Genomic DNA, 15,916 nt, shown 5'->3' on the forward strand with positions numbered 1-15,916 from the left:
TTATTATTCCCTGTAAAAAACTCGTTTTACTCTAGCAGAAATACTTGTTAATATTTCATATGGAATAGTATTGGTCGCTTTAGCAATATCAATAACAGAAGGGTTTTTTCCGAAAATTATTACTTCACTACCTTCAATACAATTAATGCCAGTTACATCTATCATCAACATATCCATACAAATACTACCTATGATTGGCGCTTGCTTTCCGTTAATTGAAACATAACCAACTCCATTACCCCAAAGTCTTGAAATTCCGTCAGCATATCCAATAGGAATCGTTGCGACTTTTGTAGTCGTAGTTGCCATAAATCGGCGCACATATCCCACACTTTCACCTGCCTCAATGGTACGAATTTGGGAAATGACAGATTTCAATGTTCCTACATTTTCCAATTTCACTTGTTCGTACGCTTCATTAGAAACACCATACAATCCTATTCCAAGTCGGACCATATCGAACTGAGCTTGCGGATAATTACTGATTCCGGAAGTATTACAAATATGACGAATAGGATCGATATTCAATTCACTTATCAGCAAAGACGAATCCCTTTCAAAATCGGCTATTTGCTGCAATGTAAAATCTCTATGTTCCGGCACATCACTTGATGCCAAATGCGACATGATACTTTTAATTACAACCCTTTTATTCTGTTGAAGAATCGTAATCAGTTCGGGCAAAACTTCAGGATCAAAACCCAAGCGATTCATCCCTGTATTAATTTTTATGTGTATCGGATAATCTTGCAACTGTTTTTCATCGGCAATCTTTAGAAACGCTTTCAAACCTCTGATATTATAAATTTCAGGTTCCAAATGGTATTGGATTATTGTCTGAAAACTAGTCATTTCGGGATTCATCACCAAAATAGGCAATTCGATTCCCGCTTTGCGCAATTCGATTCCTTCATCGGCGAAAGCCACACCTAAATAATCCACTTTGTGGTGTGCCAATAATTTCGCAATTTCATAACTTCCACTTCCATAACCAAAAGCTTTTACCATGATCATTAGCTTGGTTTTTGGGTTTAATTTGGACTTAAAGTAATTCAAATTATGACTGATGGCGTTCAGGTTAATTTCCAGAATAGTTTCGTGTGTCTTTTCCTCAAGTAGTGACACGATATTTTCAAACTCGAATTGACGTGAGCCTTTAATTAAAACGGTTTCACTAATAAAATGTAGATTTTCGAATGCTTTAATAAAATCTTCTGTCGTTGCAAAAGATGTAGCGTTAAGAAACTTATTCTTAAATTTTGATACCGTTTCACCAATACAGAAAACACGATTTATTTTATGCGAAACGATAAGATGAGAAACTCTCGAATACAATTCTTCATCTGACAAACCCGATTGGAAAATATCCGATAAAATCAACGTTCTTTTTTTATGCTGTTTTTGATGTTCCAGAAAATCCAAAGCAATTTTAAGGGATTGAAAATCGGAACTATAGCTATCGTCGATAAGCGTACAATTATTAATCCCGTTTTTTACTTTCAGTCGCATTTCCACAGGAAACAACTCCTTAACCCTTTCCTCAATCGTTTCGATAGAATAATTCAAATACAACATTGCCAGAATACAATGCATACTGTTTTCGATGGAAGCTTCATCGGTAAATGGAATAGCTATTTTAAAACAATGCTCTTTCCGGGTTATATTCAATTCCGAATGCTCTTCTACCACTTTTTTCTGAATAAAAACATCGGCACTTCTATCTTGTGTACTCCAAGTAAATGTTTTCGTATTCGATTTTAGAAACGCTTCTATCGTTTTATTCTTATTCAGAATCAGCACCTCAACATCTGAAAACAACTTTAGCTTTTCCTTAATTTTTTGAGAAATATCGACAAAGCCTTCATCATGTGCCGATCCTATATTGGTTAATATTCCAATAGTAGGTCGAATGATCTTTTGTAGATGGGCCATTTCACCAACAGTAGAAATTCCAGCTTCAAAAATTCCAAAATTATGATTTTCATTAATACCAATTACCGATAAAGGAACGCCCACTTGCGAATTATAACTCTTCGGACTTCGAATAATGTTGTAATCAGGACCCAATAAAAAATTCAACCATTCTTTAACTATCGTCTTACCATTGCTACCTGTAATTCCAATAACTGGAAAACCAAACAAACCACGGTAATAAGCCGCAAAATCTTGCAAAGCCTTTAACGTATTGTCAACAACTAAGAAATTAGCTCGGGAATTTAATCCTTCCGGAATATAATTGACTACAAAGTAATGAACTCCTTTAGTGATTAACTCATCTATGTATACATGAGCATCGTGATTGGGGCCAACCAGCGCAAAGAATAAAGTTTTATTATTATTTTGAAGAGAGCGACTGTCAATAGAAACATTTTCAATACTATCTAAAACATTTTCGAAATTCGTTTCAGCATGTATACTTTGGATAATGTCTTTTAGAATTACACTCATTTTGTATCGTTTTCGTTCTGGTTTTTATTGACAATTTCCTCATCAACGACCTCCATATTGTTTCGAATCGCATTGAAATAAGCCGCTCTACTCAATGGTTCGTATTCATCTGTTTCACCTAACAAAACCAAATTATCACTGGCTGCTTTTCTAAAACTAAAATGGGCCAAATTACCCGTTCGGGTACATACAGCATGCACTTTGGTCACATATTCTGCAGTAGCCATCAAAGCAGGCATCGGCCCGAAAGGATTTCCTTTAAAATCCATATCCAACCCAGCCACAATGACACGAATTCCGGAATTTGCCAAATCGTTACAAACAGCAACGATTTCGTCATCAAAAAACTGCGCTTCATCAATACCTACTACATCACAACCTTGAGCTAAAATTCGAATATTCGCTGCTGCCGGAACCGGTGTGGAACGAATCTCATTTTTATTGTGAGAAACCACCATTTCATCGTCGTATCGGGTATCAATCGTAGGCTTAAATATTTCTACTTTCTGTTTTGCGAACTGGGCTCGTTTCAATCTACGGATTAATTCTTCGGTTTTTCCCGAAAACATTGACCCACAGATGACTTCAATCCATCCAAATTGTTCTTTATGATTTACTGTATTTTCAAGAAACATTTTTTATTTTTATAACGATAAAAATGAATAGTTTTTATTACTTTGTAACAGAACAAAAATATCAAAAAACTAACGCTATTAATAGCACATCTGAGAAAGTTATCAAAAAAAGTATCATTTAACATTCTTCAATAAAAATTAAGTAACAAAACGATGAGAAAGAAACTTGAAGCCGAATTAATTAGTATTGCGCACCGAATTTTAAAAATGAAACATAAAGACGATGTACGTGAATTACATCATGAAACACAAAAGCTTTATGAGAAATTATCGGTATTGTTATTTGTGGAGGAAAACTTTGACGAAGTAAAACCAACAATTGGTATTCATGACATTGAAGATAGATTAGAACGTGCATTTGATTTTGATGAAAAAATTGTAGTTGCCGAATTGAAAGAAGACGACACTATTGAAATTAAAACAGAAGAAAAAGCCGTTGAAGAAAAAATTGAAGCGACTAAAGAAGTTGAGGAAGTTACTGAAGTTAAAATTGAAGAAATTACAGCAGCTGACACTAAAATAGAAAGTACTAAGGAAGAAGTAATCAATCCTGAAGTAAAAGAAATAAAAGAAGCAAATGTTGAAGAAACTACTAAGGAAGATAAAAAGCATTTTCTTTTTGATGACATTTTAAGTGATTTGCAACCGGAACCCGTTTTCGAACGTGTTGATAACAACAAGCTACCTAACGAGATTGCGAAAATTATCGAAACTAAGGTAGAAGAAACAAAAAAAACGGAAACTGAAATCTTTGTTGCTGCCGAAGAACCTATTTTTGAAAAAGCTGAAAAGTCAAAACCGGGCAGCAATCTTAATGACAAATTAAACAAGGGCATCAATATCACTTTAAATGACCGTATTGCTTTCGAAAAAAATCTTTTCGACGGTAGTACAGCTGATTTGAACCGCGTTATTTCTCAAATTTCAACATTTGACACTTTTGAAGATGCTAAAAACTTCATTGACGAAATGGTACGCCCTGACTACAACGATTGGAAAGGAAAAGAAGAATTTGCAGAGCGCTTCATGGAATTTGTTGAAAGTAAATTTGCCTAAATGTCAAAATTATATCTTGTACCCACTCCTATTGGCAACCTTGATGATATGACTTTCAGAGCTATTAAAGTACTGAAAGAAGTCGATTTAATCCTTGCCGAAGACACACGCAACAGTGGTAAACTATTAAAACATTTTGAAATTGCCACGCATATGCAAAGTCACCATATGCATAATGAACATAAAACGGTTGAAAATATAATCAAACGCATTCAGGCAGGTGAAAATATTGCATTAATTAGTGACGCTGGCACTCCTGCCATATCTGATCCCGGTTTCTTACTTACTAGAGCATGTGTAGAAAATGGCATTGATGTGGAATGCTTGCCAGGAGCTACCGCCTTTGTTCCCGCATTGGTAAATAGCGGACTTCCCAATGACCGATTTATTTTCGAAGGGTTCCTTCCTGATAAAAAAGGAAGACAAACTCGTTATTTGGCTTTGGCAGAAGAAACCAGAACCATGATTTTATACGTCTCTCCTCATAAATTAATCAAAACTCTAGGCGAATTTATTCAGTATTTCGGTGCAGAGCGCCAGGTTTCGGTTTCAAGAGAATTATCAAAATTGCACGAAGAAACGGTTCGTGGTAATGCTGAAGAAGTTTTAAAACATTTTGAAGCAAAACCTCCGAAAGGTGAAATCGTAGTTTGCATTGCAGGCAAATCTTCATCAAAAGAAAAAAGAAAAGAGGATGAATAATATCAACACATTCATAGAAACTATTAAGAAAAAAACTGAAGCATTCGATTTTCAGAATGTTATCAGCATCATAGATGCTAATTACGACTTTACTCCCACCACCTTTAAAAACGGTCATCAACTTAATAATGCTGGTGAAAATAATGGATCATGTAAAATATTCGGATTCGCACAAATGCATAACTTAACAACAGAAGAAACGTTATCTCTTTTTGGTGGTTTTTACAAAGATGTACTTCAGACTCCTGAAGGAACGGACCATCAAAACATCCGAAACTTTATGCAATTTGGTTGGGATGGAATTCAATTTGAAGGTAATCCGCTCATTCAGAAATCAACTATATAAATTCAGAAATCAATTACTAAATGCGTTGGACAATCAAATCAAAGCCCGAAAAAGAAAAAATACAAGCCTTACAAAACGCTTTACAAATTGACGAAATCATTGCCACTCTTTTACTACAGAGAGGAATTGAAACCTTTGATCAAGCACGACAATTTTTTCGTCCTAACTTAGAAGATTTGCATGACCCCTATCTTATGAAAGATATGGAAAAGGCCGTAAGACGAATAGAAGCAGCCTTTCAAAATCAAGAGAACATATTAGTTTTTGGCGATTATGATGTTGATGGTACGACTTCGGTTTCACTAATGTCTTCGTATCTAAAAACAATTTCACCTAACATTGCCACTTACATTCCTGATCGTTATGATGAAGGTTACGGCATATCCTACAAGGGAATTGATTTTGCCGACGACAATGGCATCAGTCTGATTATTGCTCTGGATTGTGGCATCAAATCAATCGATCATATTCATTATGCAAAAGAAAAAAACATTGATTTCATCATTTGCGATCATCACCGCCCAGGAGATACCATTCCGGATGCAGTAGCTGTTTTAGATCCAAAACAAAGTGATTGCAATTATCCTTTCAAAGAATTATGCGGATGCGGTGTTGGATTCAAACTGATTCAGGCTTTAGCGCAAAACCGAAATGAAACCATTGAAGATTTAGTTCCTTATCTTGATTTAGTAGCAACAGCAATTGCTGCCGACATTGTCCCAATAATAGGTGAAAACAGAATATTGGCAAAATTCGGATTGGATGTCATCAATAGCAACCCAAGACCGGGTATTAAAGCCTTGATTCAAAATGTAAAAAAACAAAAACTCACCATTACCGATGTCGTTTTTATCATTGCCCCACGTATTAATGCTGCAGGAAGGGTAAAACATGGTAATTATGCTGTCGAATTGTTGTCCGAATTCAATTTGGAGCAAGCCGAAGAGTTTGCCTCTCAAATTGAAGTCTTTAATGCCGACAGAAAAGACTTGGATAAACAAATTACTCAGGAAGCGTTATTGCAAATTCAAACCAATGATGAGCATGACAAATTTACTACCGTGGTGTATCAAGAAGACTGGCACAAAGGCGTTATTGGTATTGTCGCTTCTCGCTTAATTGAAACCCATTACCGACCTACCATCGTGTTTACAAAGAGTGGCGATAAATTGGCTGCATCTGCACGATCTGTTAAGGACTTTGACATCTATAACGCATTGGAGGCAAGTTCAGAGTTTTTGGAACAATTTGGCGGACACATGTATGCTGCAGGAATGACAATCAAGGAAGAAAATTATGAAGCCTTCAAAAATAAATTTGAGGAAATAGTTCAACAAACCATCCATCCCGATTTATTAACTCCAGAAATTACTGTGGATTTAGAAATCAATCTCGAAGACATTAACGACAAATTACTTCGTATACTAAAACAATTTGAACCTCATGGTCCAGAAAACATGAGCCCAATATTTATTTCAAAGGGCGTAAATGATACCGGATACGGAAAATCTATAGGAAAAGATGAAGAACATTTGCGTTTGTATCTAAAACAAGACGAAAGTGAAGGTTTTGGTGCCATTGGATTTGGATTAGCCAAAAAGAAAACACTTACCGAAAATCATAAAAAATTTGACATCGTTTATTCCATTGATGAAAATGAATGGAACGGAACCACATCCACACAATTGCGATTAAGAGATCTAAAATAATTGAATAAAGTGATAAAAGACAACAGAAAAGATCCGTTTTCTTCATTAAAAATTAAGGAGTTTCGCTGGTTTTTATTCATGCGATTGGGAATTGTTCTAGCGTGGTCCATGCAATTTGTACTAATCGAATGGGAAGTTTACCGATTAACCAAAGACCCTTGGTCATTAGGACTTATCGGTTTAATGGAAGTCATCCCTGCGATTACTTTTGCTTTATTCGCAGGTCATATTGTAGATCAAAACGAAAAAAAAGGAATGCTCATCAAATGCTTTTCCGCTTTGGCCTGTATAAGTATCTTACTGTGTTTGGTCACAAAACCTGAAATAATCAATACCCTTTCCAAAAATAGTATACTTTGGTCAATTTATGGATTGGTCTTTTTAGGTGGAATCGTTCGAGCTTTTATCATACCGTCTATTTTCAGTTTGTTAGGACTAATCGTCCCTAATAAAGAAAAAGCCAATGCTGCTGCCTGGAGTAGTTCAACTTGGCAGATTGCAGCAGTATTCGGCCCAACATTCGCTGGATTTGCAATTGGATTTATTGGTGTGTATTATTCTATGCTATTTGTTGTAGCATGTATTATTATAGGTATAGTAGCGCTTTTACAAATCGATTCAAAACCTATTTTAAACCCCAAACGAGGAGAACCATTTCTCAATAGTCTCAAAGAAGGAATCACTTTTGTGTTTGAAAACAAAACCATTTTAAATGCAATTTCATTGGATATGTTTGCCGTATTATTTGGAGGAGCAGTTGCATTAATTCCTGTCTTTGCCACCGATATTTTAAAAGTGGGTTCGGAAGGGTTTGGTATTTTGAGAGCTGCACCTTCTATTGGCGGATTAATTACGATGCTAATTGCAACCTATATTCCTTTGAATCGCGATGCTGGTAAAAAATTACTCACAGCCGTATTTTTATTCGGAATATGTATCATCATTTTTGGCATATCAAAAAATTTCTGGATTTCGGTCATTGCTTTATTTTTCAGTGGTGTAACAGATGGTATTTCGGTTGTTATTCGACAAACCATTTTGCAACTCTATACACCCGACAACATGAGAGGCAGGGTATCTTCCGTAAATTCGATATTTGTTGGATCATCCAATGAATTAGGCGCCTTTGAAAGTGGATTAACTTCACGACTCATGGGAGTTGTTCCAGCCGTAGTTTTTGGTGGGATTATGACATTACTAGTAGCAGTCACCATGGGTATTAAATCCCCGAAGTTCAGAAATTTAAATATTGAAAAAGACATAGCTGAAAATTAGATTTCGACAATAAAAACCATTAATTATTATCGTTTTCTCATCATTGTTTCGGGTTGAAATAACTATATTTGCTAACTTATTTTATAACACGTACATACATTTTTGAAATAGAAATACAATGACAAAAAAATCGACAATCCACTACACTTTGACGGATGAAGCTCCAATGTTAGCCACACATTCGTTTTTACCAATTGTACAGGCATTCACAGCTCCAGCTGATATTGACATAGAATTGAGAGACATATCCGTAGCATCGAGAATTTTATCACAGTTTCCAGAATACTTAAAAGACAATCAGAAAGTAGCCGATAATTTAGCTGAATTAGGTCAGTTAGCTACAACTCCAGATGCAAACATCATCAAATTACCCAATATTTCAGCTTCGATTACTCAATTAAAAGAAGCTATTGCAGAATTGCAAGCTCACGGTTTTGCTGTACCTAATTTCCCAGAAGAACCTTCCAATGATGAAGAAAAAACAATCAAAGCCAAATACTCTAAAGTATTGGGTTCTGCAGTAAATCCAGTATTACGTGAAGGGAACTCCGATCGTCGTGCACCAAAAGCAGTTAAAAACTATGCCAAAGAAAACCCTCATAAAATGGGTGTTTGGGCTTCAGACAGCAAAACAGCTGTAGCGCATATGAATTCAGGTGACTTTTATGGTACTGAAAATTCAACAACAGTGGCCAACGACTGTAAATTCAGAATAGTTTTTACAGGAAATGACGGCTCAACTAAAGTTTTAAAGGATTTTTCAAACTTAAAAGCTGGAGAAGTAATCGATAGTTCGGTAATGAATCTTGCAGCATTAAAATCCTTTGTTTCAGAGGCAATTGCTGAAGCCAAAGAAAAAAATGTATTGCTTTCTGCTCACTTAAAAGCGACTATGATGAAAATTTCAGATCCGATTATTTTCGGAGCTATTGTTGAAACTTTCTTCAAAGAGGTTTTCGTTACCTATGCCGATTTATTCAAATCATTAGATATCAATCCGAACAACGGTTTACAAGATTTATTCGAAAAAATAACTGGTAATGCACAAGAAGCTGAAGTAAAATTAGCCATTGAAAATGCTTTGGCTAATGGACCACGCGTTGCCATGGTAAATTCTGACAAAGGAATAACCAACTTCCACGTTTCATCGGATGTAATTGTAGATGCTTCTATGGCAGCATTAGCTCGTAGTGGTGGTAAAATGTGGAATGCAGAAGGAAAAGAAGAAGACACGATTTGTATCATTCCAGACCGTACTTATGCAGGTTTCTACCAAGCAGTAGTTGATGATATGATTAAGAATGGAGCATTAGATCCAAAAACAATGGGATCTGTTCCAAATGTGGGCTTAATGGCTCAAAAAGCGGAAGAATACGGTTCTCACGATAAAACTTTCCAAGCAGATGCTGCTGGAACAGTAAAAGTTGAAGATGAAAACGGAACTGTTTTATTATCTCAAAATGTAGAAAATGGTGATATTTTCAGAATGTGTCAAACCAAAGACGCTCCAATCCAAGACTGGGTTAAATTAGCTGTTAACAGAGCCCGTTTATCGGACACACCTGCTATTTTCTGGTTGGATAAAGGTAGAGCACACGACAGAGAAATCATTAAAAAAGTTGAGAAATACTTAAACGACTACGATACTACTGGACTTGACATTCGCATCATGGACGTGAAAGATGCGATGACTGAAACCTTACGTAGAATTCGCGAAGGGAAAGATACCATTTCAGTTTCAGGAAACGTATTACGTGATTATTTAACCGATTTATTTCCAATTTTAGAATTAGGAACATCCGCAAAAATGTTGTCTATCGTTCCTTTGATGAATGGTGGTGGTTTATTCGAAACTGGCGCTGGAGGTTCTGCACCGAAACACGTTGAACAATTTACAGAAGAAGGATATTTACGTTGGGATTCACTAGGTGAATTTTTAGCATTACAAGCCTCATTGGAACATTTAGCTCAAACTCAAAACAATCCGAAAGCACAAGTTTTAGCTGATACTTTGGATGAAGCCAATGCAAAGTTCCTTGCAACTGATAAATCTCCTGCAAGAAAAGTTGGCCAAATTGACAACAGAGGTTCTCACTTCTATTTGGCATTATACTGGGCACAAGCTTTGGCTAACCAAACAAAAGATGCTGAACTACAAGCAAAATTCTCTTCAATTGCTAGCGAATTAACCGCTAATGAAACTAAAATTGATGCGGAGTTAATTGGAGCGCAAGGCACAACACAAAATATTGGTGGTTATTATCAGCCATCCAATGAGTTGACAGACAAAGCCATGCGTCCAAGCGAAACTTTCAATACGATTTTAGCTAAATTAGCATAGTCAATCCGAATAAAGTTTTCATACAAAAAGCCCACGTATACCGTGGGCTTTTTTATTTCTATACTATACTGCTTTTTAACGCTTTAATGAAAAATGAGAACGGAATGTTTTCTCTACATTGTTTTCGGTAAATTTCACAGCAAACCAATAATCGTTCGAAGGCAAATCATTTCCGTTAAAAGTACCATCCCAACCATCGCTACTTGGTCGGATCGTTTTTAAAACTTTACCGTAACGATCGAAAATATGAATCTCGGAATTAGGTTGGCTTTTCAATGCCCAAATATTCCAAGTATCATGATAACCATCTGCATTTGGTGTAAAATACTGAGGATATCCTATAGTAAAAATATGTTCCAAAACAATATTCGTACAACCATTCGTATCCTGAATCGTTACATAATGTTCACCGGTTAGCACATTACTAAACACATTGCTGGTTTGAAAAGAACCCCCATCAATACTATACAAGTAACTACCTTGACCCACAACATTGATAGTAATCATCTGATTGTCCTCAAAATAATTACTTACTGTATATGTCGCTGTTTCGGCTGCTTGAAATGCTTCTACAGTGGCAGTAGCTGCTTCGGAAGTACAAACATTGGTTACTTGCACAGAATAATTTCCTACTTCATTTAATTGATCTACTAAATAGGTACTACCTGTTGCTCCGGGAATAAGCGTACCATTCAACATCCATACAAATGAATATCCTGTACTACTCAACCCCGTATCTAATAAATAATTCGTCAAAACAATATTATTCTTATCGATACAAATTCCTCCGCTGGTTAAAGTAATTTTTGGCAATGGATTAACCACGACCGTATACGTTTTTGTTGGTCCGGCACAATCTCCGAGTAAGGTTGTAATTGTATACACAGCAGTTCCTTGTAAATTCCCGGCATTTATAAAAGTATCATTAATAATAAATACATTACTGGAAGAAATACCACTAAGAACTCCTCCTTGAACACTCACTCCGTTTAATACCAAACTCCATTGAAAAACAGCATTTGGATTCGGGCTTGACATCGATATTGATGTACTTTGCCCGCTACAAATCGCTGGCGGATTAGCTCCAAAAACTGCAGTGGGTATAGGATTAACCGTCACTGTAATTCTTTGTGGATCTCCATAACACGAACCAAGTTTAGGCGTTACTGTATACACAACTGTTCCAGAACTCGCTCCAGTTACCGATAAAACATCAACTATTTCTGGTGAAGAAGAATTAGTCACGTTGTTTTGACCAGAAGCTCCGCTAACCCCCGTTTGCGTTACACTCCAATCGTAAGTAACTCCCGTATTTGGCGATTCTAAATTAATTGCTACAGCGCTGCCCGAACATACAGAATTATCAGCAACGGTAAAAGTCATAGTTGGTTTTGGGTAAACCATTATATCCACTTGTTGTTCACTACTTCTACAACCAGATTCTGCATACACTTTATAACTCACAACAGTAGGCACTAAAATTGTATTGGATAATGTAATCACATCCGTTAAGTTAATTGATCCAACTCCATTTCCACTTGTTCCACCTGAAGCATTGGTTCCTGACAAAAATTGCCAATACAATGTTGCTCCCGGAACGTTTGAACAACTCAGCGCTACATTAATTGAATTACCCGAACAAATTGAAAGACTATTATTAGTTACTGCTATTATAGGTGTTGGATTAACTGTAATCGTCATTGAAGTGGCAACTGCACATTCACTAGTTGCGGGAGTAAATGTGTAGGATGTCGTTGATGTATTGTTTAATGACGGTGTCCATGATCCCGTAATTCCTTCATTTGAAGTTGTAGGTAAAGGAGCAAGTGTTTGCCCTGAACAAATTGGAGAGACTTGGCTAAACGTTGGCGTTACTTTCTGATTAACCACAATTGTCATTGAGGCAGTTCTTACACAAGTTCCGCCTGTTGGGGTGAACACATAAGTCTTTGTCACCGTATTATCTATAGTTGGCGACCAAGATCCCACTATTCCATTGTCTGAGGTAGTTGGCAATGGAGCTAAGGCATCACCTGAACAAATTGGGGCTACTTGCCTAAAAACGGGAACTACCACTGGAGTTACATCTATTGTCATTGTTACAGGAACTGCACATTGTCCTGAGTCTGGCGTGAATGTATATGTTGTTGTTGTAGTGTTGTTTATAGAAGGTGACCAGACGCCAGTAATTCCATTATTTGATGTAGTTTGCAAAGGTAGTAATGCATCACCAGAACAAATAGGAGAAATTTGAGTAAAAACAGGAGTATTTTGAAACACACTAACCGTAATCGATTCATTTTCGGTACGTGAACACAAAGTATTATTGTTAGAATCCAAAATTCTAGTGCTCACCAAGGCAAATGTTGTATTAGCCACTACGTTCTTTGTTATTGTAAAAATCCCAGAAGTATCTAAAAGTCCTCTTTGAATTGTACTGCCATCAATCGTATACTCGACAGTAGCTCCAGGCGTTCCTGTGAAAGTGACCACTACATCACTACCCGAACAAGCGTTTGTAGTTGAAACTGACATATCTGCCGTAGGTATCGGATACACTTTCAAATTGAAATCGGTTATTGTAAAACAACCTGAAACATTATTTACCACTTTCGCATAGATAGTTTGTGGGCTTGAAGTATTGGCTATAATGTTTGGAAGCGGAGAAATTCCATCAATTGCGTTAGCATAGGTCGAATAAAAATTAATGGTATTATTCGTTAAATCCGAATTAATTTGACTTCTAACCGAATTCAAATCAAAGATTCCAACATTTGGGGTAACACTACAGGATTTTAGTTCAACAATTTCATTTGCCGTTGGAGGTGTTGGAAATGCACCTGTTCCATTGGTTGCAGTGCCTGTCCAGCGAATTTCAAACCCGCCATCACCATGCGGTCTGTCGATTGCAATATAATACGACTGTCCAGCAAGAACGGGAATCGATCTTACATATCCGTCGTTATTCCCCGGATTTGTAGCACCTGGACCAATTTGTGTGAACGTATTCGTCATATTCATACCCGTATGATTATTGGAAGCATTCACTGCTTGTGGATTTAATGTTGCACAACGAATAGGGCTTCCCAAACTACCACAAGATTTGTTGGGTCCGTAAACCCAAAAATCATAATCGACTGAAATTGCCGGGTCATTCGGAATCAAATCGAAACCTAAGTTTCCAGATTGCACAATATTAATTTTAATCCATAACGAATTATGTTCTGAACCTCCGCACGATGCAACTTCTTGTGTATTTCCAACACCAGTTGCATTTGAGCTGAAATTACCATTTCCACAAACCGTGATTGCATTAACACAATCATTTGGTTGATTTTGCCCTAACACTATGCTGGTAAAAAACAACCCCAGAAATAATATAAAACTCTTTTTCATTATATCCTCTTTTACAATTAATGATAATTTACCGACTACAAAACAAAGCAGTCACAGTGTTTAGAAGAAGTTCCTTCGCGCCATTTCTAACGCGAAGTGAACCACTAAAAAACAAATTAAAAAACCAGTCTTACTTGGTAACAATCATGAATTCAGAACGTCTGTTTTGAGCATGATCCTCCTCTGTGCATTTAACACCGCATGTTATTTTTGGTGTAGAACTACCGAAACCTTTTCCAGAAATTCTATTACCTGAAATACCTTTAGAAATAATATATTGAACCGTTGATTGTGCTCTTTGTTCTGATAAATTCAAATTGTAAATCGCTTTCCCTTTTGTATCAGTGTGAGATTTAACTAAAATCGCCATAGTAGGATGATCATTCATTATTTTAACAAGCTTATCCAATTCACTCGCCCCTTGAGTTGTGATGTTACTTTTATTGAATTCAAAATAAATTGGAGCTAACAGCACTTCGGTATCTGTAATAATCACATCCTCCGGTTTCAATTTTGCTTCAATTAAATTTTCTCCCGCTTTGGTTTTAGCCAATGAAAATGTCTGAGTATTATAGTTCAAAGCAGAAACTCTCAACTCATAAGCCATATCACAATCAACTGCGTAACTAACTCTTCCAGAAGTATCCGACTGTTGAGTTGCAATTGTATTCCCTTTATCATCTAAAATAGCTACAGTAGCATTAGCAATGCTTTCGCCAGTATTTTGGTTCGTTACTATTGCTATGGCTTCGGCTTTACAAACAGGAATTGCAGTATAAATTGCATCGAAACCGTTGCGATTGGAAGCAAAATAGCCCACATTTAACCTTGAATTCAAACTGAATGAAAAATCATCTTTCTCACCATTGACAGGTTTGCCAAGGTTTTGAACATTATTCATGTTGCTCAAATTCACTTTAAAAATATCCAAACCACCAAAACCTTGTTGTCCGGAAGAAGCAAAATACAATACGTTATCCTCGGTTATGAATGGAAAACTTTCTTTTCCCGGAGTGTTGATCTGATCTCCTAGGTTTTGAGGACTTCCGTATTGTTTTCCGACGACCAACACTTTCCAGATATCTGATTCTCCGTATCCACCCGGCATGTTTGATGCAAAAAATAATGTAGTTCCATCTTGACTCAAACTTGGATGTGATACGGAATAACTGTTACTATTGAAAGGAAGCGCTTCGATATTTGACCATTTGCCATCCACCTTAGTAGCTTTATACAAACCTTGTTGCCCTACTTTAACATTGCTTTTCTTATCCTTTTCAAATTGTCCTTTACTGTGACTGTCTCTAGCAAAAAACATGGTGTTCCCGTCGGCACTGATTGCTATTGGTCCGTCGTGAAAAGGGGTATTAAGTTCATCCACCGATTTGGGTTCAGACAATGTACCGTCTGCTCCCCTAACCGATTGAAAAATATCTACATACGGTTGATTTGCCCATTTATCCTTTTTATTGGAAGCATTTCTAGTACTTACAAAATAGAATGTATTATCATTAGCTAAAACCGGAGCGAAATCACTTTGGTTTTTACTTTGGATGTTCGTTTGAGCTACATCAAACAATTTAGAGTTATTGGATAAACTTGGAATATAATTCGGATTAGCCCTGTGTGCTTTGGCTCTTGGATCATCTGAAGCTTGAGCGGCAAAAACATCCATTTGTTTGTTGGCTTCCTCATACTTCCCTAAAGTCTTTAGAGATTGTGCATAGCGATAATAGGTTTCAGCATCAACTTTTCCCTGAATAGCTTTAGCATACCATTGAGCAGCAGCTTCGGTATTAAAAATTGTATAATAGCTATCCGCCAATCTGGTAAAAACATAAGTATTAGCATGCTTCCCTTCTGCCAGTTTAGAATATTCAGCTATAGCATTGACATATTGATAACTTTCAAAAAGCTTGTCGGCTCTTTCCGTAGATTTATTCTGCCCGTAACCTGTCGTTAAAAGCAAGAATAAACTGATGGTTATATATCTTTTTTTCATGGTTGT

Annotated in this window: 10 protein-coding genes; 6 read left to right on the forward strand and 4 right to left on the reverse strand. The window is 36.5% G+C overall.

The window, feature by feature from the left end:
- Positions 1 to 3 precede the first annotated feature (3 nt).
- Both ACS8MM_RS05785 and ACS8MM_RS05790 read right to left on the reverse strand, forming a co-directional pair.
- Positions 4 to 2,448 (reverse strand): bifunctional UDP-N-acetylmuramoyl-tripeptide:D-alanyl-D-alanine ligase/alanine racemase, encoded by a 2,445-nt coding sequence (locus ACS8MM_RS05785; RefSeq protein ID WP_379714002.1) that lies wholly within the window; start codon positions 2,446 to 2,448, stop codon positions 4 to 6.
- Positions 2,445 to 3,083 (reverse strand): thymidine kinase, encoded by a 639-nt coding sequence (locus tag ACS8MM_RS05790; RefSeq protein ID WP_379714004.1) that lies wholly within the window; start codon positions 3,081 to 3,083, stop codon positions 2,445 to 2,447. The genes ACS8MM_RS05785 and ACS8MM_RS05790 overlap by 4 nt, the downstream gene beginning before the upstream one ends.
- Before the next feature lie 153 nt (positions 3,084 to 3,236).
- On the opposite strand from ACS8MM_RS05790, the gene ACS8MM_RS05795 reads away from it, so the two are divergent.
- The 6 genes from ACS8MM_RS05795 to ACS8MM_RS05820 all read left to right on the forward strand — a co-directional run bounded on the left by ACS8MM_RS05795 (position 3,237) and on the right by ACS8MM_RS05820 (position 10,512).
- Entirely contained in the window at positions 3,237 to 4,139 is a 903-nt protein-coding gene (locus ACS8MM_RS05795) for a hypothetical protein (RefSeq protein ID WP_379714006.1), read from the forward strand.
- Positions 4,140 to 4,841, forward strand: a complete 702-nt coding sequence (rsmI, locus tag ACS8MM_RS05800) for a 16S rRNA (cytidine(1402)-2'-O)-methyltransferase (RefSeq protein WP_379714008.1) — start codon at positions 4,140 to 4,142, stop codon at positions 4,839 to 4,841.
- The gene (locus ACS8MM_RS05805; protein WP_379714010.1) at positions 4,834 to 5,187 is read left to right on the forward strand and encodes a HopJ type III effector protein; all 354 of its coding nucleotides are present in this window, start codon (positions 4,834 to 4,836) and stop codon (positions 5,185 to 5,187) included. Before rsmI ends, ACS8MM_RS05805 begins: the two co-directional genes overlap by 8 nt.
- 20 nt (positions 5,188 to 5,207) lie before the next feature.
- Positions 5,208 to 6,896 carry a single-stranded-DNA-specific exonuclease RecJ gene (recJ, locus tag ACS8MM_RS05810; RefSeq protein ID WP_379714012.1) on the forward strand — a complete coding sequence of 563 codons (1,689 nt, stop codon included), beginning with the start codon at positions 5,208 to 5,210 and terminating at the stop codon, positions 6,894 to 6,896.
- On the forward strand, positions 6,897 to 8,171 hold the full coding sequence (locus tag ACS8MM_RS05815; protein WP_379714014.1) for an MFS transporter: 1,275 nt from the start codon (positions 6,897 to 6,899) through the stop codon (positions 8,169 to 8,171).
- A 118-nt stretch (positions 8,172 to 8,289) separates the two neighbouring features.
- Positions 8,290 to 10,512: an NADP-dependent isocitrate dehydrogenase gene (locus tag ACS8MM_RS05820; RefSeq protein ID WP_379714016.1), complete on the forward strand. Its 2,223-nt coding sequence runs from the start codon at positions 8,290 to 8,292 to the stop codon at positions 10,510 to 10,512.
- A 75-nt stretch (positions 10,513 to 10,587) separates the two neighbouring features.
- Here ACS8MM_RS05820 and ACS8MM_RS05825 read toward each other — a convergent pair whose 3' ends face one another.
- Positions 10,588 to 13,908: a T9SS type B sorting domain-containing protein gene (locus ACS8MM_RS05825; protein WP_379714018.1), complete on the reverse strand. Its 3,321-nt coding sequence runs from the start codon at positions 13,906 to 13,908 to the stop codon at positions 10,588 to 10,590.
- Positions 13,909 to 14,038: 130 nt separating this feature from the next.
- A complete protein-coding gene (locus ACS8MM_RS05830; protein WP_379714020.1) occupies positions 14,039 to 15,910 on the reverse strand; it encodes an OmpA family protein in 1,872 nt (623 codons plus the stop codon).
- Positions 15,911 to 15,916: the final 6 nt, after the last annotated feature.

The sequence above is a fragment of the Flavobacterium sp. MAHUQ-57 genome (genome assembly GCF_051908335.1).
Lineage (GTDB): Bacteria > Bacteroidota > Bacteroidia > Flavobacteriales > Flavobacteriaceae > Flavobacterium.

Excerpts from the sequence above, each read along its gene's own strand:
- ACS8MM_RS05785 (WP_379714002.1), bottom strand. The coding sequence starts at position 2,448 with ATGAGTGTAATTCTAAAAGACATTATCCAAAGTATACATGCTGAAACG.
- ACS8MM_RS05790 (WP_379714004.1), bottom strand. The coding sequence starts at position 3,083 with ATGTTTCTTGAAAATACAGTAAATCATAAAGAACAATTTGGATGGATT.
- ACS8MM_RS05795 (WP_379714006.1), top strand. The coding sequence starts at position 3,237 with ATGAGAAAGAAACTTGAAGCCGAATTAATTAGTATTGCGCACCGAATT.
- rsmI (WP_379714008.1), top strand. The coding sequence starts at position 4,140 with ATGTCAAAATTATATCTTGTACCCACTCCTATTGGCAACCTTGATGAT.
- ACS8MM_RS05805 (WP_379714010.1), top strand. The coding sequence starts at position 4,834 with ATGAATAATATCAACACATTCATAGAAACTATTAAGAAAAAAACTGAA.
- recJ (WP_379714012.1), top strand. The coding sequence starts at position 5,208 with ATGCGTTGGACAATCAAATCAAAGCCCGAAAAAGAAAAAATACAAGCC.
- ACS8MM_RS05820 (WP_379714016.1), top strand. The coding sequence starts at position 8,290 with ATGACAAAAAAATCGACAATCCACTACACTTTGACGGATGAAGCTCCA.
- ACS8MM_RS05825 (WP_379714018.1), bottom strand. The coding sequence starts at position 13,908 with ATGAAAAAGAGTTTTATATTATTTCTGGGGTTGTTTTTTACCAGCATA.
- ACS8MM_RS05830 (WP_379714020.1), bottom strand. The coding sequence starts at position 15,910 with ATGAAAAAAAGATATATAACCATCAGTTTATTCTTGCTTTTAACGACA.